The sequence below is a fragment of the Myxacorys chilensis genome, assembly GCF_059505265.1.
Map to the genome: position 1 here is coordinate 14,187 of NZ_JCACKG010000211.1, position 20,039 is coordinate 34,225.

22 protein-coding genes are annotated in these 20,039 nt (G+C 47.8%); 14 read left to right on the top strand and 8 right to left on the bottom strand.

Going from position 1 to position 20,039, the window contains the following annotated elements; all coding sequences use genetic code 11:
• Nucleotides 1–52: 52 nt before the first annotated feature.
• Complete coding sequence (locus AC5JLB_RS20750) at nucleotides 53–766, bottom strand: hypothetical protein (RefSeq protein ID WP_495875719.1); 714 nt, start codon at nucleotides 764–766, stop codon at nucleotides 53–55.
• A 343-nt stretch (nucleotides 767–1,109) separates the two neighbouring features.
• Here AC5JLB_RS20750 and AC5JLB_RS20755 point away from each other — a divergent pair, with 343 nt between their 5' ends.
• The 8 genes from AC5JLB_RS20755 to AC5JLB_RS20790 all read left to right on the top strand — a co-directional run bounded on the left by AC5JLB_RS20755 (nucleotide 1,110) and on the right by AC5JLB_RS20790 (nucleotide 6,861).
• On the top strand, nucleotides 1,110–1,331 hold the full coding sequence (locus AC5JLB_RS20755) for a helix-turn-helix domain-containing protein (RefSeq protein ID WP_495875720.1): 222 nt from the start codon (nucleotides 1,110–1,112) through the stop codon (nucleotides 1,329–1,331).
• The gene (locus AC5JLB_RS20760; protein ID WP_495875721.1) at nucleotides 1,332–1,475 is read left to right on the top strand and encodes a hypothetical protein; all 144 of its coding nucleotides are present in this window, start codon (nucleotides 1,332–1,334) and stop codon (nucleotides 1,473–1,475) included.
• 54 nt (nucleotides 1,476–1,529) lie between these two features.
• The gene (locus AC5JLB_RS20765; RefSeq protein ID WP_495875722.1) at nucleotides 1,530–1,685 is read left to right on the top strand and encodes a hypothetical protein; all 156 of its coding nucleotides are present in this window, start codon (nucleotides 1,530–1,532) and stop codon (nucleotides 1,683–1,685) included.
• A gap of 72 nt (nucleotides 1,686–1,757) precedes the next feature.
• Nucleotides 1,758–1,934 (top strand): hypothetical protein, encoded by a 177-nt coding sequence (locus AC5JLB_RS20770; protein WP_495875723.1) that lies wholly within the window; start codon nucleotides 1,758–1,760, stop codon nucleotides 1,932–1,934.
• A gap of 345 nt (nucleotides 1,935–2,279) precedes the next feature.
• On the top strand, nucleotides 2,280–2,474 hold the full coding sequence (locus AC5JLB_RS20775; RefSeq protein WP_495875724.1) for a ribbon-helix-helix protein, CopG family: 195 nt from the start codon (nucleotides 2,280–2,282) through the stop codon (nucleotides 2,472–2,474).
• A gap of 443 nt (nucleotides 2,475–2,917) precedes the next feature.
• Nucleotides 2,918–3,214 carry a hypothetical protein gene (locus AC5JLB_RS20780; protein WP_495875725.1) on the top strand — a complete coding sequence of 99 codons (297 nt, stop codon included), beginning with the start codon at nucleotides 2,918–2,920 and terminating at the stop codon, nucleotides 3,212–3,214.
• On the top strand, nucleotides 3,211–6,399 hold the full coding sequence (locus AC5JLB_RS20785) for a DUF3854 domain-containing protein (RefSeq protein WP_495875726.1): 3,189 nt from the start codon (nucleotides 3,211–3,213) through the stop codon (nucleotides 6,397–6,399). Before AC5JLB_RS20780 ends, AC5JLB_RS20785 begins: the two co-directional genes overlap by 4 nt.
• Before the next feature lie 132 nt (nucleotides 6,400–6,531).
• On the top strand, nucleotides 6,532–6,861 hold the full coding sequence (locus tag AC5JLB_RS20790) for a hypothetical protein (protein WP_495875727.1): 330 nt from the start codon (nucleotides 6,532–6,534) through the stop codon (nucleotides 6,859–6,861).
• Here the strand turns inward: AC5JLB_RS20790 and AC5JLB_RS20795 are convergent.
• Both AC5JLB_RS20795 and AC5JLB_RS20800 read right to left on the bottom strand, forming a co-directional pair.
• Nucleotides 6,858–7,940 carry a site-specific integrase gene (locus tag AC5JLB_RS20795; protein ID WP_495875728.1) on the bottom strand — a complete coding sequence of 361 codons (1,083 nt, stop codon included), beginning with the start codon at nucleotides 7,938–7,940 and terminating at the stop codon, nucleotides 6,858–6,860. The two genes, AC5JLB_RS20790 and AC5JLB_RS20795, sit on opposite strands and share 4 nt — an antisense overlap.
• Nucleotides 7,941–8,340: 400 nt before the next feature.
• Nucleotides 8,341–8,526 carry a hypothetical protein gene (locus tag AC5JLB_RS20800; RefSeq protein ID WP_495875729.1) on the bottom strand — a complete coding sequence of 62 codons (186 nt, stop codon included), beginning with the start codon at nucleotides 8,524–8,526 and terminating at the stop codon, nucleotides 8,341–8,343.
• A gap of 843 nt (nucleotides 8,527–9,369) precedes the next feature.
• Between AC5JLB_RS20800 and AC5JLB_RS20805 the strand changes: the two genes are divergently transcribed.
• A complete protein-coding gene (locus tag AC5JLB_RS20805) occupies nucleotides 9,370–10,155 on the top strand; it encodes a Tic22 family protein (RefSeq protein ID WP_495875730.1) in 786 nt (261 codons plus the stop codon).
• A 17-nt stretch (nucleotides 10,156–10,172) separates the two neighbouring features.
• Nucleotides 10,173–11,051, top strand: a complete 879-nt coding sequence (gene prmC, locus AC5JLB_RS20810; protein WP_495875731.1) for a peptide chain release factor N(5)-glutamine methyltransferase — start codon at nucleotides 10,173–10,175, stop codon at nucleotides 11,049–11,051.
• A 121-nt stretch (nucleotides 11,052–11,172) separates the two neighbouring features.
• On the opposite strand, the gene AC5JLB_RS20815 is transcribed toward prmC, so the two are convergent.
• The 3 genes from AC5JLB_RS20815 to AC5JLB_RS20825 all read right to left on the bottom strand — a co-directional run bounded on the left by AC5JLB_RS20815 (nucleotide 11,173) and on the right by AC5JLB_RS20825 (nucleotide 13,420).
• Nucleotides 11,173–11,328: a hypothetical protein gene (locus AC5JLB_RS20815; RefSeq protein WP_495875732.1), complete on the bottom strand. Its 156-nt coding sequence runs from the start codon at nucleotides 11,326–11,328 to the stop codon at nucleotides 11,173–11,175.
• A gap of 228 nt (nucleotides 11,329–11,556) precedes the next feature.
• Nucleotides 11,557–12,363 carry an alpha/beta fold hydrolase gene (locus tag AC5JLB_RS20820; protein ID WP_495875733.1) on the bottom strand — a complete coding sequence of 269 codons (807 nt, stop codon included), beginning with the start codon at nucleotides 12,361–12,363 and terminating at the stop codon, nucleotides 11,557–11,559.
• Between the two features lie 421 nt (nucleotides 12,364–12,784).
• Nucleotides 12,785–13,420 carry a hypothetical protein gene (locus AC5JLB_RS20825; protein ID WP_495875734.1) on the bottom strand — a complete coding sequence of 212 codons (636 nt, stop codon included), beginning with the start codon at nucleotides 13,418–13,420 and terminating at the stop codon, nucleotides 12,785–12,787.
• Nucleotides 13,421–14,310: 890 nt separating this feature from the next.
• Here AC5JLB_RS20825 and AC5JLB_RS20830 point away from each other — a divergent pair.
• Nucleotides 14,311–14,808 (top strand): DUF427 domain-containing protein, encoded by a 498-nt coding sequence (locus AC5JLB_RS20830; RefSeq protein ID WP_495875735.1) that lies wholly within the window; start codon nucleotides 14,311–14,313, stop codon nucleotides 14,806–14,808.
• Between the two features lie 5 nt (nucleotides 14,809–14,813).
• Here the strand turns inward: AC5JLB_RS20830 and AC5JLB_RS20835 are convergent, their stop codons facing one another.
• Nucleotides 14,814–16,130, bottom strand: a complete 1,317-nt coding sequence (locus AC5JLB_RS20835) for an APC family permease (RefSeq protein WP_495875736.1) — start codon at nucleotides 16,128–16,130, stop codon at nucleotides 14,814–14,816.
• 103 nt (nucleotides 16,131–16,233) lie between these two features.
• Here AC5JLB_RS20835 and AC5JLB_RS20840 point away from each other — a divergent pair, with 103 nt between their 5' ends.
• Nucleotides 16,234–16,623: a 6-pyruvoyl trahydropterin synthase family protein gene (locus AC5JLB_RS20840; RefSeq protein WP_495875737.1), complete on the top strand. Its 390-nt coding sequence runs from the start codon at nucleotides 16,234–16,236 to the stop codon at nucleotides 16,621–16,623.
• Complete coding sequence (locus AC5JLB_RS20845) at nucleotides 16,616–17,251, top strand: 7-carboxy-7-deazaguanine synthase QueE (RefSeq protein ID WP_495875738.1); 636 nt, start codon at nucleotides 16,616–16,618, stop codon at nucleotides 17,249–17,251. Before AC5JLB_RS20840 ends, AC5JLB_RS20845 begins: the two co-directional genes overlap by 8 nt.
• Here AC5JLB_RS20845 and malQ read toward each other — a convergent pair whose 3' ends face one another.
• Nucleotides 17,252–18,763: a 4-alpha-glucanotransferase gene (gene malQ, locus AC5JLB_RS20850; protein WP_495875739.1), complete on the bottom strand. Its 1,512-nt coding sequence runs from the start codon at nucleotides 18,761–18,763 to the stop codon at nucleotides 17,252–17,254.
• Nucleotides 18,764–19,145: 382 nt separating this feature from the next.
• Here malQ and AC5JLB_RS20855 point away from each other — a divergent pair, with 382 nt between their 5' ends.
• On the top strand, nucleotides 19,146–19,934 hold the full coding sequence (locus AC5JLB_RS20855) for an ATP-grasp domain-containing protein (RefSeq protein ID WP_495875740.1): 789 nt from the start codon (nucleotides 19,146–19,148) through the stop codon (nucleotides 19,932–19,934).
• Nucleotides 19,935–20,039: the final 105 nt, after the last annotated feature.

Below are 20,039 nucleotides of genomic sequence, written 5' to 3' on the forward strand. Positions count from 1 at the left end.
AGGGGTGATAGGCGTTGTGTTTCTTTCCAGGGAAGCAACGCCTTTTGACTGTCTACTTATTAGATGAGGCGTGAGCTAGAATCTCGAAGCCTCGGTTTGCTGTGTTGTAAAGCTTAAGCAGTGCGCGATCGTCGTACCGTGACCGTCTCATCAGTCTTGGTAAGTCAATCGTTGGTGCTGCGCGGGAAACTAGCTCTTTTAAGAAGTCGGAACACTTGCCTTGATCCGCGTCTAACCAACCCATTGCACCGGAAATCGTAACCGAAACTGCCGCCCATGAATTGATGTGATCGTCGTCAAGGTTCTCGCTCAAGGGGTGAACAAATCCGCCTTTTCGTTTTAGTCCCACACCTTCTAATGAATCGTTACCCTCGCCAAACTCAAGAACGAGCGGGTATCCCGTTTCAGCAATCGCCTTCACTGCCTGCCTACTTAATGCGATGCCTTCGTCGCCAACTCTAAAATGGTTCTCAAGTAGCAATCCTGCGCTCTCAACAACTTCAGCGATCGCGTCGCCTGATTGGTCGTTGATTTGCTCTAGCAGTTCCTCTGGCAGGCTTTCAAACGCCCGCTTAGCAAAGCTTGGGAACCTAGCAAGCGTTAGCCGCATTGCCTCATCTGCGATGTCATGCCCATATCGCTCTTGATAGGAACGAACCTCGTTAGAGAATGCGTGAATGTCGCCGCGCTGAGCGTATGGTGCAAGCCGTCTCAATGCGATTGCGAGCTTGGTTTGGTCTGAAGATTGGAAGTCTTTGTCGCTCATAGTTAAATCTGCAATTGGTACACGGGGCGTTGTGCTAGATGCCAACGGCTCGGCTCGGTCTGTCACAACTGAGCGCGATCGTTGAAGTCTTTTATTGGTCTTTTTTCTACGCGGGGCATCAGAAGCAGCGAACCCACCGGGAAGGATTTTCACCTTCAGCTTGAGGTTGTCTCTCCCCTCGCATGTTTATGGTATATCTTACTAGTTAATAATAGGTTTTGATAAATAATACCGATTAGTTATGTATAAGTAGATGCACTATAATTACTGCTAACTAGTCAGTAATAAGCTTTAGACGGTATTATTAAGGAGTGAAGAACAAATGTAAAGTAGGGAGATGGCTATGAGGAACAAAATCCGAAGTTTTTTAGATGCGCGTGGCATTACTCGATATCGCTTTAGGGCTGATATCGGAATTGCAGCATCTACGGCTTACGATTTGTATGGCGACCCCGACAGACTCCCTAACTCTTCCGTACTAGCTAAAATCTGCCAACACTACAGAGTCCAACCTAACGAAATCATCGAATGGATTCCTGACGAGTCGTTAGAGAGTGCTGAATGAATGAAATATCTTATCCGTTTAGAAGCCGCAAACATTGCAGAACTGACTCGGCTTAACGGAGAAGGCGTTTTAATCCCGTTCAATAAGATCAATGCAAAAGTTAGACAGATTTGGGAAGAACTCTCAGATGATGAGAGCCAATGATTCAAGCGACAGAGCACGCATCCACTTCAACCAACGCGGCAAGGAGGATGAAGAATGACCAAAAGAAAAAATAATAAGACTGAAGCGCCCGAAACTAAGCCTTTGCATTGGCTACAGGCGTTGAAAGACATGTCAAAACGGTCTAAGGAGCAAAAAGAATTAAGAGAGCGAACCGAGCGCGAATCTGATTTGACGGAAGGCGATCGCTAGGGAAGCAAGCAAGGCGATCGCCATAGTTAAAGATTTCTCACCATCAAATCAAACAAGTATTAGCAGGAAGAAATGAGCAAAAAGAAGAAGGCTGAAATGTCCGAAACAGAACCTCTACACTGGCTTCAAGCACTAGAAGGTGCAATAAAAAGGTTTGACGCGCAAGAAGAATTAAGGGAGCAAACCGAGAAGCACGATCGCGATCGCTCCTCTGACACCGTGGAGCGCAACGAAAACGAGCCGCAGTAAAAATCGCTTGTCTGCTCAATTAAGAAAGTAGAGCGATCGCGATCAATAACCGAGCTACTCCGAAAGATAGATCTTCCTGTGACGTGCATCACAGATAAGCATGAATGTCAATACCTGTTTTTTAGTTTTTAGGCTTGTAAAAAGGCGCGATTGTGCTTGGACTAAAAAGGCTAAAACTCAGTCTCAGCAAGCAATATGCTATTAGCTTTCCGATTCCGCTTAAGCTGCTTATAGTTATAAGCAAACCCTTGCTGGACAAAGGTTTCAGCGATCGAGAAGAGGTTGCTTTTCCGGAAATATAAGGTATTGTTTGTCTAGTAACACAAGTGCAAGCGGGCTAACACCATGGATAGCGGTATTAGACAAGTCAACCACCCTTCTTTTACACCTGTGGCGTCCTTACTTGAAGTGTATTTGCCTGTACGAATCTCAGGTGAAGATGCAGCAGTCTTAGATGAGGCAGTGAAAGATCGCGGCTCTAACAGATCGCAGGTGATTCGAGAGTTGATCCGGTCTATTCCTCGGTCTGAAATTGGATGAGAGATTAGTACAAATGTTTAGTTTAGAGGACTGTGCTAGCGTGAATGAGACAGATTTGAGACCAGATGGAGCGTAGCAAAATCCTGCTACTCGCCAAAACTGGTTCTTTTACCGACAGTTGTAGCACTTCCTTATTTTCGAGTCTCAATCAGTTCTCAAAAAAACAAGGCTCCTGGCAGGGAGCCTCTGTTCAATAATTAATCAAGGTAAATTTGAATGAAAAAGCATAAAATCTACCCATGTTTATTCAGGGTAGTTCTAAAAGGGCAAAATCATCAAGCCCCCTTCTCACATAATGATAGCAGAGACGAGAGCGATAATCATTATCAATCTGTAGAGCTAACAAAGCGGACTTGGAATCAGGAGATCAACCGACTCCAAGATTTGCAAATTGACTTTAGCGATCGCATTGCTGAGCTTCGGAAGCAGAGAGGTGAGTTCTAATGAATCACTCCCCTTCACCTGCAAGCAAATGCGCTACAAACTTGCTGCCTGCCTACACAGAAAGCAAACAGCTAGGACTCTTGATCGGGTCGAAGCCAGATTTGATTGTCGATCGCGTTCCTGACAATATCGCACTCGCAGACAATCGCTACTACATCCGTTATGGGTCATGGTTCGCAGGCATCCAGTTGACGAGAGATGAGGCGTACACGGCGATCGAGCTAATCGGCAGAGATCGCGATTCTGCATCGATCTGGAGCGCGATCGAGCAAACGATCGACGGAGGGGCGCTATGAGCCACTCCCCTTCGTTCGGATTTGGGCCACAAATCAAAGCACAACGCCCAGTTGCATCTAACCAATCGGCTATTGACCTCAATCAATGGGCAATTGCTGATCTCAAATCAAGTGCAATCAGCCCAGAATTAATCACCTGCAATATTTTAGTCATCGAAGGAGATCAAGCCGTTCAAGCGCTAGCTGAGCACGCGACCGCCCAGGCACAGAACGTCACCAGCTACACCACTAAGCCAGCACAAGCGATTCTGAAGCGCTACGAGTTTGCAGCAATGGGCGGATGGAGTGCCTACGGAACCACGATCGACGGTGGAACCGGAGACGTTGCTTACTTAAAACCTCGCAACCCTCGAATCGACTTCGAGAAGCGCAAACCGATCAAATACGAAACCCCTGCAAAGTGTGAAGCACTACCGATTCTGCCTTGGGTCGATGATGCTACGGCACAAACAATTTACCAGAAGCACAGCGTAGTCCCGCTTGAAGGTGAGACGTTTTGGCAGTGCGTCAAACGCTGCCATCTGCCGATCGTCCTGACAGAGGGATTGAAAAAAGCGCTCTGTTTGCTGACTCATGGTTATGTTGCGATCGCGCTTCGTGGGGTTAGTTGTTGGCACCTGAAAGGCACAATCGAGCTACACACCGTTCTTAAAGAATTTGCCACCCAGGGACGGCAAACTTATATTTGCTTTGACCAAGACGAAAAACCGAAGACGATTGCGAATGTCTCGCGGGAAATTCATAAGCTGGGGGCCGAGCTACAAAATCACGGCTGCAAGCTCTGGGTCATGCTTTGGGATTCGAGAGTCGGGAAGGGAATCGACGACGCGGTTTTTACCCAAGGTGAGGCGGGTCAGGAGTGGTTAGACCACACGATCGCAGCGGCATTAACGTTGACAGAGTTTAAAAAGTCCGGCAGAACCGCACAACTGTTGGGCCAAATCAAACGGCTCAAAGCGCTGTCGGTTGTACCGGAAAGAGCGACTGAGGACGGGTATATGCCCAAATTACCGTCTGGTATCCAGCAAGGTTCAATCACCGTTCTAGCCGCAAATATGGGGAGTGGTAAAACCGTTCGGATCGGTGCCGATCTGGTTCGACAATGGATTGATGATGGTGGCAATGTGCTTGTGTTATCGATGCTGAATTCGTTAGGGCAGCAAACGGCAAAGGACTTCGGGCTGCCGCACATTCACAATTACGCAGAGCAACAGCTTGGTTATTTTCTAACGGAAATCAATCAAAAGCACGGCGCGGTGCTCTGCATTGACTCGCTACGCAAAATTCCCAAATGGTTTTGGGCAGGAGATCGTCCGTTGATGCTCGTGCTCGACGAGGTGAATCAATTTTGCGATCACACCGTTAACGGACAAACTTTAGGCGATCGTCAATCTGAAATCTTAGAGCGATTCACGGCTATTTGCTTTCTTGCCGGACAAACGGGCGCGATCGTCATTGCCGAAGCCGAGGTTTACGATCACTCGCTTGAGCTAATTAAGAAGCTTTCAGAGTGCGAAACCGTCCGCTATTTCAAACACGAGCGCACTAATAATCCGTGGCAAGTGCAGATTGGCTCTGGTCGGTTGTCGGGATTTCTGAATCAGTTTTTGCTGGATGCGGTTTCTGAATCAGGATTCATTGATCGAGCAGCGCGGCGGTTCTTGTGGATGACTGATTCACAAGTAAACGCCCGTTTAGTCGAGCGGCGATTGCTGAAAGAGTTTCCTGGCAAAAAGATTGTCCGAATTGACTCGAAAACAAACCGTCAAGGGCAGTTTGCAGACTTCTTCAATGACCCGCTCAGTTGGCTGGAAATCAATCAGCCAGACTTCCTAATCCTCTCTCCCAGTGCGAAAACGGGCGTCTCGATCGAATGGGAAGGATTCGCGGCGGTTTATGGTTACTTTGTTTGTCACGACAGCGATACACACCTGCAACTGTTAGGACGGTATCGTCCGAATGTGCCTCGTTATATCTGCGTGCCTGAATTTATTAACACGATCGGAGACGAAACCTTTACGAGTCCAGTTGCAGTGCGACGGCGGCTAGAACTCAATCACAAGGCGCTGACAGGCGTTTATGAGGCTGAGGCGGTATCGAGCGAAAATGACGAGTACAACGACTCGATCAAGCTGGCAGCGCTTGAATACTATTCCCGCTCTGCTGCATTGCGCTCATGCCAGAAAGCGATCGCTCGTGAGTCGCTGGGCTATGAGCTAGAACGAGAAGGGCACGAGATTGAGGGGGTTGAGTGGGGCACTGATTCTAACGAGGCAGAGGCGCTTAAATCGGCTCGTGAAGAGATTTGGCGTGAAGATGCTCACAGAATGGCGGTGTCTGAAGTCTGCGAAACGCTCGAAGCAGCCTACAAAACTCTCAATAACGAGTGCAGCCTAGAAGACGAAATCAAGGCTGAGAAAACGATTTGGAGATCGCACTTCCCCGACATTAATTTCGACGACGATGAAGAGTGTTACTGGATTGTGACGCGGGATAGAGGCGCAATGCGACGCGGTGTTCAGTTGCAGGCGACGACTGAAAATCTAGCGGCGGCAAAAGAACTAGATCGCGAATCTGCCCAAAAAGTGTTTGCGAATTCGTTAGGACTCTCGCACCGTCTACCCAGAAATCACGTTAAGTCTTTGCTGCTTAATAAGCTAGGAATTTTAGAACTGGCAGATCGAGGAGTTGAGTTGAGCAATTCAGATCCTCGATGCCTCGCCGTCCAAGGGCGTGCGCTGCAATTTGCAAAAGAGATCCGCTACTGGCTGGGCTTGACGGTGTTGGAAGAATACATCGATGACAAAGGGCGCAAGCGTCATACTCCGATCGATATTTGCTCGAAACTGCTAGGCAAGCTCAATCTGGAATTGAAGTCAATCAAGCGCACCGGAGCGAGGAACGATCGTGAGCGGATTTATCAAGTTGCGATTTCGAACGTACCACCAGAGCAGCAATCCGAGGCGTGGGAATATCGCCAGAAGGCGCTTGAAGCAGCACGCAGGCGGTTAGCTGAAATTTGCCCGATGGATTTATCAACCGAGGAACCGGAGCCGAAAGCCCAACCAAACTCGCAGGATTGGCAACAATCCGAACACAGCAGCGCAACGAGCCAAACTGCTGAAACCGTCGCTACAAGTGAGGTTAATCGAGCATGTCCACCGCTTTTGAGGGAGACCGCGTGAGGCCGGACGAACTACGCCTGCGTTGCCATCGGCTAATCGACACAATCGCTCGCAGACCCGGATCAGCAAAATTGCTGCACCTAGCAGGGAAAGCATTAACTCTTTATTCGGAATATAAGGCAAATTGCAAGTATGACATCTGACTCTGAAAAGCTACTCGCGCAAATGTATCTCGATCAACAAAAGCTAATGGCAGAAGTACGAGCGCTCCGAGCGCAATTGGACGGACATCCAGCGATCGCGGATGGCTGGATGAATCCGACTGATGCAGCGAGCGCACTTAAGCCAGAAGGCATCAAATCAGCGCGGCATCTTCAGAAATTGCGGTTAAATGGGGCTTTCAGTGAATCTAAAGGCGAAATTCGCAACGTGAGCCGGGGCGATCGTCCGACTTGGGAATATTACGTCCCGAATTGCAGAAAGGCTCTACAGCGACATTTTCGGGGGATTCGCGCAGTTTAATTCTGTTTCAGAATCAGCGATCGATAAACTTTCTCGTTTTCAGCATCGCTCAACCAACGGTGATAGACGCGGGTGTGAACATCATTCCCGTGTCCCATCATTGCGGCAGCGGTACTGATGGGTAAACCGTGAGCGACTGAAGCCCTGACAGCGTATGCGTGACGCAAGTCGTAGGGAACAAACGGCACATTATATCGATCGCTTCCGAACTGATGGCTTACCAGTTGCCCTCGTAAACGATTGTTTGTCTGGGTACTCTGTGGCGCATTCATTTCGACTAGATTCCATTGCTCTGCCCATTCAGGCAGAATCGCACGAGTGATCCGAAATCCCGTCTTTGTGTTGTTTTGCACCTTCAAAGTTACAGCGTCGATCGGCTCACAGGCAAAGACCTCATGTGGACGAATGCCGAATGCAGCCATCGCCCCATAAGCCCACTGCCAAGCAGGGTTAGGAATTTTATCGCGCCATTCTACAATCGTCGCATCATCAGGGATATCACGGGGTTCAGGCTCATATTCCCCGATATAAGGCTCTAAATCGATTGTCAGTCCTGCAAATTCACTGAGCTTTTGTAAGCGTTGGCAAGTTAACTCACGGTTGCGACTATCTTCTTTCGTGCTGATAACGATCGCCAATAATAGAGCCTCGCTCAGTGTTTCGTCTGGTGGTAGTTTTCGAAACGTGCAAGCCCAGGTGTTTTGCCAAGTCGTTTCTTTGATAATTTTTTTACTGCGACGAGAGCAAGGCTTTTTAAAGTATTCGGTTTTGAATTCTTCAATTAATTGTGCGATCGTTTTGGCTTCAGGGTCGTGGTCTGGCGTGAGATAGGTTGCCCAATCAAACGAACCATCAGCTAGTGATTGAGCTAGCTTGTATGCTTCTCTCTCTGCTCGTTTCAGTCCGTCCTGACTCGCTTTAAGATGCAAAGCTATTTCGGCCTGCTTACGTCCAATGCCATCCCCTGGTTTCTTTGGGAATGTGCCACGTAAATAAAGGCTTTTCCCTCGCTTATTGACAGAAACTGGACTACACGCAGCTTTCAAGCGATCGTTTATCTGCTGCAACGAATCAACCATTTCCCTAAATCTTCCCTAATTTTGTGGTTTGTTAAGGACGATTTGAGACGCTTTAGGATGATTATCACCTCTACTGATAGCGGCTCAAACTCTCTACAGTCCTAGTTTAACGCCATTCATAGAGGTTTAGTACATCTGCTTTGGGAGCAGGATGCCGCAGGTTCGAATCCTGTCATCCCGATATGTTTCGGAAATCTGAAATAGGAACACGCCTAAATCAGCCTTGAACCGAAAGGCAACTGAATGTAGGTGTTGGCCTGCGATCGATCCGTGGGTTCATAGCTTTTTAAGAGGATGTATTCCCGGAAAGTTATGGCACTCATGTAAGATATGGCCAATTTTGTTGGATGTACGAAATCTATAAATGCCGCGTTTTCCCCACCATATCGGAGTGTCACCACTAGAAGGACGCAAGCATGAGGATGACAAAGACCACAGCGTAGAGCCACGGCAACGCCACCAACCCGATGGCAACCTGGGTAGCCCCTTGTGCATCTGCCAGCCACACGCCAATCCCCGACACCACAAACGCAACGGGAACCAGGAGTGCAGCCACCAGGAGCCACCCACGCCACGGAACCGTCATGTTGGCGATGCTGATGATGCTGGCCCCGGCGAACAGTAGCCCAAGGACGGATCCCACCACGCATACGATGGCGTTGATAACTACGATCAGGTGCATTCACAAACCTCCGTTGCAACGTATCCCACCCTAGGATGAATAACTCAACGGTCATTCTTGGACACCCCAACAGTGTTCCCTCGTCTTTGAGTCAATTGCGATCGCCTCTTCGTGAACTCAATGTACGGCTGAAGAACAGTCTTCCGCCCCGCAAACTCACCGAAATTGTATAGTTCCTGGCAAGTTATCTCTCGGTTTCGGCTATTTTTGCTGGTGCTAACAACCAGAGCCAGAAACAGCGAATCCTATCATCTTGATTCGATATTGCTTGGTTTGGTGAGTGCTGTTTGTAGCTTGGTATACGGCGTTTGCTGTCAATCATTCTGCTGTGCTTGATAGGTAAGCACGAACAGTATTGAACAGCTAAAGCGAACGGATCGGTGGTACTATTTCCAAGTCCTATCCATCCCTCATGAGGGATAGAATGGGAATCTCTATCGTTGAATCTTCGTTCAACCCGGAACCTGTGGAGCGTTGATTCTGTCATTCATTCAGAGTTGAACCCTTTTATCACTTTCCGGTTGGTCAATCTTATCTTTGATAGTGATCCGAAGTTTTCAATATAGAATGGGCGTTGTTTCAGTTGTTTATCGTCTGCATCGGTTTACCTATTTGAGCAGCAGGTATTGAAAAAGGTTAGCCAAGAAAGGGTTTAGCCAAAGTACGGTGCTTCGATTTTGAAACAGCGATGGGACAGCTAACGCAACTAAATTGCTCGAAACGTGTATTTTTTAGCCAGGAGTAATCATGAAATCATTGGTTCGTTGGGGTACAACCGTTACCTTGGTTGGCAGCACGCTGGTAGGGTCATTGGTAGCGGGTGGGTTCCGTGCCCTTGCTTTGACTCCTGAACAAGTGGCGCAAAAGTTGCGGCCTGTACCAGTGTTTACGATCGCAAACGGTCAGGGTGCTCCTTTAGTCGCAACGCCGCCCAAAGGTCAGCAGGGCGCGGTGGCAGGCGTTTTCATTAGTCAGCGTGATGCTCAAGCGTTCTTGCAAGCGCTGCAATCTAAGAATCCGAGTCTTGCTAAAGAGGTGAAGGTCGTTCCAGTTTCCTTAGCTGAAGTGTATCAACTCAATCAAGCCAATCAGGGTAAGAAAGACAAGCTGGACTTTGCCTATGTGCCAACTAAGCAGCAGGTCGAGTCGGCGTTGGCGTTGTTGAAGCAATCGGGTCAGAAGGTCAACCAGTTCAATGGAACGCCGTTGTTTGTGGCGCGGGCTGGTAAAGAAAAGGGATTCTTGACCATTCAGCAAGGCGACAGATCTGTGATTCCGATGTTCTTTAATAAAGAAGATTTATCTCCACTATTAGAGAATTTTAAGAAACAGCAGCCTAACGTTGCTTCAACCGTTGATATTCAAGTGTTTCCGCTCGAAGGAGTGATGGAAGCGCTGAAGAAGGAAAATGATCCTCAACTTGATAAAGTGGTGCTGATTCCGTCGAAAGAGTCGCTCGAATTTGTGCGATCGCAGCAACCTGCTAAAGGAGCCGCTCCCCAACAGGCGCGACCCGCCCCTGCGAAAAAGTAACGAGTGACGAAGGTTTTATGGTTTTAGGTGCGGATCTTTGGCAGTGGCGACAGCAGGCAAAAGCTTCGGCTCGTGCTGCCTCGATTTCCCCCGATGAAGTCGATTGGCTGTTGCAGGAATTTGCAGGAGTTGATCGGCTTTCCCTTCGGTTGGAATCGTTTAAGACGCAAGACGAGGTGACGCTCTCTGTGTCGTTGGATGAATTGGAGCAGCTTTGGCAAAAGCGGATTCGCGATCAGATTCCGGTGCAATACCTTGCGGGGGTTACGCCGTGGCGCGATATTTCTTTGCAGGTTTCGCCTGCGGTTTTGATTCCCCGTCCAGAAACAGAATTATTGATTGATTTGGCGATCGCACGTGCGAAACAAGATCACCAAAAGGGACATTGGGTTGATTTAGGAACCGGAAGCGGCGCGATCGCCATTGGACTGGCGCTTGCTTTTCCTAATGCCACGATTCATGCGGTTGATCAAAGTTCGGATGCGTTGGCGATCGCAAAAACTAATGCGGCCAATGTTGGGGTGATTGAGCGAATCCAGTTTTATCAAGGTTCTTGGTTTGAGCCGTTAGACCATCTCAAAGGGCAACTCAGTGCTGTTGTGTCTAACCCGCCCTACATTCCCAGCGAGATGATCTTAGAGCTACAGCCCGAAGTTCGACTGCATGAACCTCACGCCGCGCTTGATGGCGGGGTCGATGGCTTGGACTGCATTCGGCAACTTGTGGCGATCGCGCCCGATTTTCTCAAGCCCAACGGCATCTGGATGACTGAACTGATGTCAGGACAAGCCGATGCGGTGATCGAGTTACTGAAGGCGGAAGGCAGTTATAAACGGATTGGTGTTCATCAAGATTTGGCGGGAATAGAACGATTTGCGATCGCTAATCGTGTCTAGAAATCCTGCGGAGCTTGCAGCGCGTTTTCGTTGCTTCAATCACTTAGTTCAACAGGGCGATAGAATTAGCTCTTTGCTGCGGCTTCTTTTATAACGTTCAAAACTTCTTTTGCATGAGAGATTAGGGATCAAGACCAGCAAAAGAATTCACGTTTGGGATTGGAGGATTAGACAATCGCGTTTCTTGTTGAATTGAACTCAATAATGACTGCACCAAACGCCAGCGATCGCTAATAGACAACTGTAATGCCTGGTTTTGTAATTCTTGCAATGTCATCAGCCCTTTCCCAACAATTCTCTATCTATTGTAAAGTGCTGCTGATGCTTCCAGCCTCAATCTGTCTTCCACCAATAACCTCACGCCACCATAGCTTTGAATCCGAGCAAATAGGTTGTCGGTTGTGTCCCAACAGGAAACGAGCGGCATCACGATCGCACTCGCCGGGCTATGTTCTGGTGCAGCGCGGTTGTTCTACTGCTAGAACGACTGTATCTTTGTCGCTCCTCACATCGATGTTACCCCTTCTAAAAACTGCATCACAGCTTGATTGAACTGCTCAGGAAATTCCATCCAACAATTATGTCCGCCACGCTCTAATATTACTAACTCTGCTTTTGGAATCTTGGCAGCAAGTTCTTCTGAAAACTCTAAAGGAATGAAGATCTCATCTCTACCAATCAACACCAGAGTCGGAACTGAGATTTGATTGATACCCGATCGCGTGTCATGTTGCATTAGCGCAGCAACTTGTCCAGCAAAACCTTGAGGGGACAGTGGATGAGGATGATTGAGCGCAAGATTGACTGAAGCTGTTACCGTTTCGTCATGTTCAAAAAACTCATTGGTGTAAACCCACAAAAAGCTGTCTCTGACAGAGGTTTCTAGAGACACATTTTCGTTGAGCATTCTCAGCCAGATTTGAACTAAATGTTTTGCTCTTGCAGGAAATTGGGCGGCTGTTGCGGTTAGTAGCAGGCTTTTCACTAACTCAGGATATTTCAGCGTTAGGGTCTGGGCAATCATGCCACCCATTGAGAAGCCCAAAATATGAGCGTTATCTACATTCAAAAACTTCAACAAAGCGGCAACGTCATTCGCCATCATCTCGGTTGAGTAAGTCTCATGAGGAGCATCAGTTTGCCCAACACCGCGATTATCGAACACGATGACTTGATATTTCTGCGAGAGAGCAGAAACTTGGTTGAACCATGTGCTGCTATCCATGCTCAAACCGTGAATTAAAACTACAGGTTCACCGCTGCCGTGAACCTCGTAATACATGCCAATATTGCCAATTTGGGTTCTGGGCATTCTGTATCTTCTCCATTGCAGCAACGACGTTCCTGTTTTGCCTCACCATCTCTGAATCGGGAATGAACGATTTGCACTGAATTAATTTTCCTCTCTCAAGACATTGAGGCATAGAATGCGATCGCGAAATCAGATTTCAAACTGTGAATCTAGCGATCGCACTTTACTCTTCAAGCATTGGTTGTATCTACAATCTCTAGAAGTTCCAAGATATTCTGCTAGTGGATCAAGTACAAAACGCAGTTGGTCTTGAGTGAAGCCAACAGTCTGTAGCGATTGAAGACGTTTCTCTTCTCCAAATGGAGAAACGCGTTGAATGGGAATAGGGCGATAAGTGGATTTGAGACATTTCCATGCGATCGCTTTAGCAGTCGAAATTCAAGCCAATCAAGTGTTAATTAGCGAAGCAACGAAGTAGAACTCACAAACTGGCAAGATGCGGATTGTTTTTCCGAAGACTTTGTAATTGCACTCCATCTAGCTTGATTGGAGCATGCTGTTCAAACCAATTGTAAAGATTGGATGAAAGAAGAGGCTTCAATTGTAATGGCTTGGAGGCGAAACCTGAACGCAGACCTTGATGCACATCATCACTAGTCATTCCCTGCTCGAGCAAAAAGGGAAGAATATCAATTAACTTCATCTCACGATCTTGCGGCTGAAAACTGCGCTTTGGATCTGCTTTGAGAGTATATCTACGGAGGCGTTTGAAATAATGCTGGTGCGACCAACGGTAATGATCATTGTATGCCTCAGCAGTATCAACAATAGTTTCATTGCAATCAATAGTATTGGCGCTTTCCCAATACAATTTCTCTGCAACAACAAATACAAGATCACAATAGAGATGAGAGAAATCTGGGAAGGAATCGCCACTTACCCAAAAGTTTATATGGCCAACATTAGGCTTCATTTGCGTAATGTGACAATACGTATGCAGAAATTGTTTGTTCCAAACGTACGGATCTTGATTGCCACCAATATGGTCATGGTAGACAGCAGCAGTATCAAACTCTGATACAGCACGAGCCGGATGATAAATGAGATAACCACTCATGCTAAAACCCTAAGGAAAATATGCCGTCCAACTTGCATTTGGACGGAGCTAGTCCGCCTCATTTGTCTATCTCCTCTGAATTGGAATCATAGCTAGACAGATATCTGTCTAACACCCCAAGTTAGAACATTACCTATATTGAGTATCTGTCTATCTTTCCCAAATATTAGGATTAGACAGACAGGGATTTGTACAGCATCATCATGTAGCATATTATACAATGAACTGCTCATACAATAACTCTAAAGATTTAAAGAGCACTCTTATCCCCTCGGTAAAACTTTACTATCAATCCCTGAACCAAAGTTGATGTTGAGTCCCTTCATACTCAGATGTTGACTTCTTAATTGATAAAAGATTGGTAAAAGCCTGTCCTGTAAAACTAAGTATTCAGTGCGCAATCGTTTGGAGCTTGGCAAAGCCAATCGCATCCACCAAGAGCATTTTTCTACCGTTCCAATTGCTTAATTAAGGAATGCTTCGGTTACATCGACTTACACTACGTCTACATCGACTTGCGCTACAGCATTACTAAGGAACGCTTGGGCAATACCGACTTTACACTATGTCTACATCGACTTACGCTATGTCTACATCGACTTGTGTTACGGCATTACTAAGGAATGCTTGGGCAATACCGACTTGCGTTACGGCATTACTAAGGAATGCTTGAGCTATACCAACTTACGCTACGGCATTACCGAGTAACGAGCGATCGCGAAGGACTTCGGGCAGCGAACCCCTTTAGAACTTGGCAATGCTAATCGCTATAAACAAATCTATTCTTAACAACGGATTGACTCTCACTATCAATGAGAATTTCACCCCTCAAATCGAATCGTTCGCTTAAATTTTCTACACTAGAGACTGAAGCCCTTTAGTGACATGCAATGTTTCGACCAAAACCTATTGCTCCAGAATCAGGTCAAGAATCCGTTTGGGATTACCCCCGTCCGCCTCGGTTGGAATCGACCGATAAACGCATTCAGATTGTGTTTAATGGGGTGACGATCGCAGATACCCAAAAAGCCTTTCGCGTACTAGAAACCAGCCATCCGCCGACCTACTACCTGCCGCTGGAGGACATTAAACAGGAATACTTGATCCCATCCTCTCGCCAGACCTTCTGCGAATGGAAGGGAAACGGAAGCTATTACACGGTCAAAGTCGGCGACAAAGAAGCGATCGATGTGGCTTGGTACTATTCTGATCCGACTCCAAACTTTGTGGCGATTAAAAACTACGTAGCGTTCTACGCGGCGGCGATGGATATCTGTTATGTCAACGAGGAGAAAGTCACGCCGCAGCCGGGAAACTTTTACGGTGGCTGGGTCACAAGTGATGTGGTCGGCCCCTTTAAAGGTGAACCCGGCTCTTGGGGATGGTAGTGGCTCTAAGCACTGGGCATCCGTCCCCTAGTCAACCCTCTCTGAATCAGAATCAGAACCAATCCAATTCCAATAAATGCGGCTGCCAAGACGTAACTGGCTTGAGACGCAAACGCAATCAGAATCAGATTACACAACAGCGCGATCGCAGGAATCACGATAGGAACATGAAACCCGCTATTTCGCGGTTCTCGTCGTTTCAGAATTAACAGTGAGAGATTGACTAAACAAAACATCAACAAAATCAGCGTTGCGGTGGTTCCAGCTAAGAATTGCAGCGTTCCAGATAGCGCCAGAACAATCACGATTGGCAGAATCACCAGCAGCGTCCGATACGGAGTGGCTCGACGCGGATGCAACTTGCCTAGCCAAGCTGGAATTAACCCATCGCGAGACATGCCATACATCAATCGCGATGCGGTAACAAAGTTTAGCAATGCCGTATTCATCACGGCAAATAAGGCAATTAACGTAAAAATAACCTGAGGAAAATTGGGCTGCGATCGCCGCACAACATCCAACAGCGGAGCGGCTGAAGCTCCCAATTCTGCGGGAGTAAGCACCTGAGTTGCCAGCCAAGAAACCAAGACATACATGACCCCAGCAATGCCCAACGACATCACGATCGCTCTCGGAACATTGCGTTCAGGGTTTTTCACTTCTTCTGCAACATTGACAATGTCCTCAAATCCGATGAAGGCGTAAAAGGCAAGCGCCGCTCCTTGAGCCACCGATGTCCAACCTACGGGTGGAGAAGTCGCTAAGCTAGACGCTGCTGCCGTTCCACCTCCGTCGATTAAAAACAAAGCCGAAACCAAAATCACAATGAGCAAACCGGAAACTTCAACCGTTGTGCAAACAATATTGAGCGCTGAAGACTCCTCCATTCCTCTAAAGTTGACAAACGCCAATGCAGCAAACAGCGTAATTACAATCAACCAGACTGGAAGCGCGGGAATAAAGGCATTCAAATAGCCTGCAAACGCCCTAGAAAGCGTCGCCATCGAAACGAGACAGGTGCAAAACATCAGCCAACCGACGAGGAGCGAGAGCCAATTGGTGCGAAAGGCTCGATGCACGAAAGTTGCAACTCCTCCACTCTCAGGAAAGCGGCTGCCAAGCTCGGCATAGCTTAACGCCGTGAACGCGGCCACGACCATTGCAGTCAAAAACGAAGCCCAAACTAAAGCCCCGGAAAGCCCCGCAATTTTCCCAATGACAGCATAAATTCCAGCCCCCAGAATGTCGCCTACTCCGTAGATCACCAGCGTCCGCAGTCCAAAAACTCGCTTGAGCGAGTCTGCATCTGTATTTGTTTCCATATCTTTGCCTTTTACCTTTTAGAATGGAACTCCGCATTCTGTGATAATTGGCATTCAACATAGCACGGAGCCTGCCCTTCAATTTGTTACTGAAATTTGTCTTATGCCGAAATGGACTGTGACAACCGAATTTACGTTTAATGCGGCTCATCAGATTCGCGATTATGACGGCCCTTGTGGACGGATGCACGGGCATACCTACACCGTGCGAATTTCTGCGATCGCTGCTCAACTTCACACCTCCGAATTCTGCCCGCATCCTGTTATGGTGGCAGATTTCAGAACGTTGAAATGGGCGAAAAAAGATGTATTTAAGGGCGGTTTAGATCATTGTGTGTTGAATGAAGTATTGCCAGAAGGGTATGAAACGACCGCAGAGATGATCGCTCAATACATTCACGACAAGACGAAGAAGATGCTGCCGGATGGCGTGAAGCTAAAGGTGTCTGTGTCGGAGAATCCTAATTCTTGGGCGGAGTATGAAGATGATTAACCCATCCCCGATCCGAGAGGTGCCTGCTCTCATCCCTCCAGAACTTCCGATCGTTGAAACGTTTCATTCTGTGCAAGGAGAAGGGGCTTGGACGGGCACAAATGCCTTCTTTATCCGCTTGGGTGGTTGTGATGTGGGCTGTTGGTTTTGCGACACCAAGCACTCTTGGAATCCAAAACGGCATCCAACAATGGCGATCGTAGATCTCACCGCCGCTGCGAAAGCAGTCAACCCTGCGATCGTGGTGATTACAGGAGGCGAGCCGCTCATGCACAACCTCGCCCCGCTGACAGAATCCCTTCACGCTCAAGGTTTGCGCGTTCACGTCGAAACCTCTGGCGCACATCCCTTCAGCGGAACCTTTGACTGGGTGACGCTTTCTCCCAAGCCCTTCAAGCCGCCTCATAAAAGCGCTTATGCTGAGGCGGACGAACTAAAGATTGTGATTGCGACGGCAGACGATTTTGAGTGGGCAGAGGAGCAGTCGAGGCAGGTTCCCTCGACTGCACTGCGCTATCTCCAAGCCGAGTGGAGCAGTCAAACCACGCCGCTAATTTTTGACTACGTGTTGCAGCATCCCGAATGGCGCATCAGTCTGCAAACCCACAAACTGTTGAACGTCCGCTAATTACTTCCAGTGTTCGGGGGCGCGTCCGAAGATGCGGGTGAGCGTGCTTAAGCGATCGCGGATGTTATTGTTCAGCATCTCCGGTCGATAGCGCCATGCCCAATTGCCTTTCGCCTGGCTTGGAACATTCATGCGTGCCTCTGCGCCTAAGCCCATGAGATCTTGCATGGGCAAAACGCAGAGCGCCGCCACAGAGCTTAATGCCAGCCGAATCATGTCCCAATGAATGCCGTCTGAGCTAATGCAGCCTACGTAATCCATCAGATTGGTTTTTTCGTGTTCAGAGAGCGATTCGTACCAACCGATCGTCGTGTTGTTGTCGTGGGTTCCCGTGTAAACCATGCAATTGGTTGGATAGTTGAACGGCAAATAGGGATTGGCTGGATCTGAACCAAAGGCAAAGTGCAAAATCTTCATGCCTGGAAAGCCAAACATGTCTCGCAGTTCTTCAACCTCTGGTGTGATTGTGCCTAAGTCTTCGGCCAGAATTGGCAAGTTTCCGAGATCCTGTCTCAAGGCTTCAAAAAACTCTTTGCCCGGAGCCTCGATCCACTCGCCATTGATTGCCGTTTCTTCCCCGTGAGGCACTGCCCAGTATGCTTCAAACCCCCGGAAATGGTCAATGCGAATGTAGTTCACCAAATCGAGCATGGCTTCAAAGCGCTGAATCCACCATTTGAAGTTTGATTGTTTGAGGTAATCCCAGTCGTACACCGGATTGCCCCACAGTTGTCCCGTTTCGCTGAAATAATCTGGCGGGACGCCTGCCATCAGTTCCGGTTCGCCCGTTTCTAGGTCGAGTTTAAAGTTTTCAGGATTTGCCCACACATCAGCGCTGTCGTGAGCGACATAGATCGGAATGTCACCAATGATTGAAATGCCGCGATCGTTGGTGTGACGCTTAATGTCTGCCCACTGCCAGAAAAACTCGAACTGAAGATATTTCTGGTAAAAAATTTCGTCACTGAGGCGATGGCGACATTGCTCTAGTGCTTCTGGATCACGCTTTGCCAGTTCTGGTTCCCATTTGTGCCAACTGGCGCTTTTCTGCTCACTTTTAATCGCCATAAACAAGGCATAATCATCGAGCCAAAACGCTTTCTTTTCACAGAACTGCTGGAATGCTTCCTTTTCTGAGTCAGAAGCATGAGCCTTAAACGCCTCGCACGCTTTTCTGAGGAGCGGCATTTTGAAATCATACGCGCGATCGTAGTCGGCGCGATCGGGGTGGAACTCTGGCACATTTGCAAAATCTCCATCGTCTAGCAGTCCGCGTTCTTGGAGCCGCTCCAAGTTAATGAGCAACGGGTGTCCTGCCAATGAAGAGTAACAGGCGTAGGGCGAATCTCCGTATCCGGTCGGGCCTAGCGGCAACACTTGCCACCATTGCTGCCCACTCTGCACCAGAAAATCGATAAATCGATGGGCTTCAGAGCCTAAATCACCGACTCCAAATCGACCGGGAAGTGAGGTGGGGTGGAGCAGAACACCACTAGAACGAGGGAAATGCATAGATAAAGAAGAGAGTAGTAAAGATGCGTGAACTCTAGCACGGGATGTGGAAGGGAAAATCGGCTAGAAGAAAGAAGTCAATAATTTAGCGAACACAATGATCTTCTGAAGAGATATTTTTTGAAGAGATAAGGATGCTCTTTAATCTTTGAGGATATTATGCGGAGAACTGCCTGTCTAATCCTCTAGTTTGGAGGGATATGAAAGATATGCAATCTGAACAATGTTCTAATTTGGGGTGCTATATAGCATCTCTGTCTATTCAAGATTCCAACTTCAGAGGGGATACACAGAATGAGGCGGGCTATATCCGTCTAAATACAAGAGCTGTACGTTTTAGATGGGGCATTCTAGTGAGCGAAGCAGTTTGGTAGGTGATCTTGTGAGATTTCTTTTTCCCAGTGACTACTTCAATCCTAAGAAGGTAGATGAAGCATATTCAGAGCAGCTTGATTGTCTGCGAAATGTAGGATTTAAAGTATCCATTATCTCTTTGGAAGTTTTGGCTTCGGGATCAGCCAAAATTTTCCCCACTCCAGAACAAGGGGAAACGCTAATTTATCGGGGCTGGATGATCACTCCTGATGATTATTCCTGCTTAGTTAATGTTGTAAAAGATGCTGGTGCAGACGTTTTAATTTCTGATGATGCATATTTGGCAACACATTACTTACCGAATTGGTATCCACTGATTCGTGATTCAACGCCAGAAACGCGCTTCTTTTCGATCGATGATGATCTAGAGCACGGATTACGTGAGTTGGGGTGGAGCAGGTTCTTTATCAAAGATTACGTGAAGTCTCTCAAAACATCGGTGGGGTCGATAATTGATGAACCGTCAGCGATTAGAACCGTTGTGGCTGAAATGCAAAAGTTTAGAGGCACTATTGAGGGTGGTCTCTGTGTGCGGCAAGTGGAAGACTTCATTGCTGAGACAGAGAGACGTTACTTTGTGGTGTACGGCAAGCCATTCGCTGCATTGCCAGATGAGGAAGTTCCAGCAATTGTTGAAGAGTGCGCTAAACGCATTAACAGTCAGTTCTTTGCAGTGGATGTGGTGGAGCGCAGAGATGGCTGCAAACGAGTTGTAGAAATTGGGAATGGTCAAGTATCAGACTTGGTAGGATGGACGGCTGAACGTTTTGCTACAGTATGGGCAGAGCGCAGCTAACAATCCGCTTGCATCGCGACTGTATCGAGTCGATTGCTTGAGAACGGAAGATTACTAGCGGCGGGTGAAGCGAACCGTTATGCCGCGTCCTTAGTTCAGTGAAGC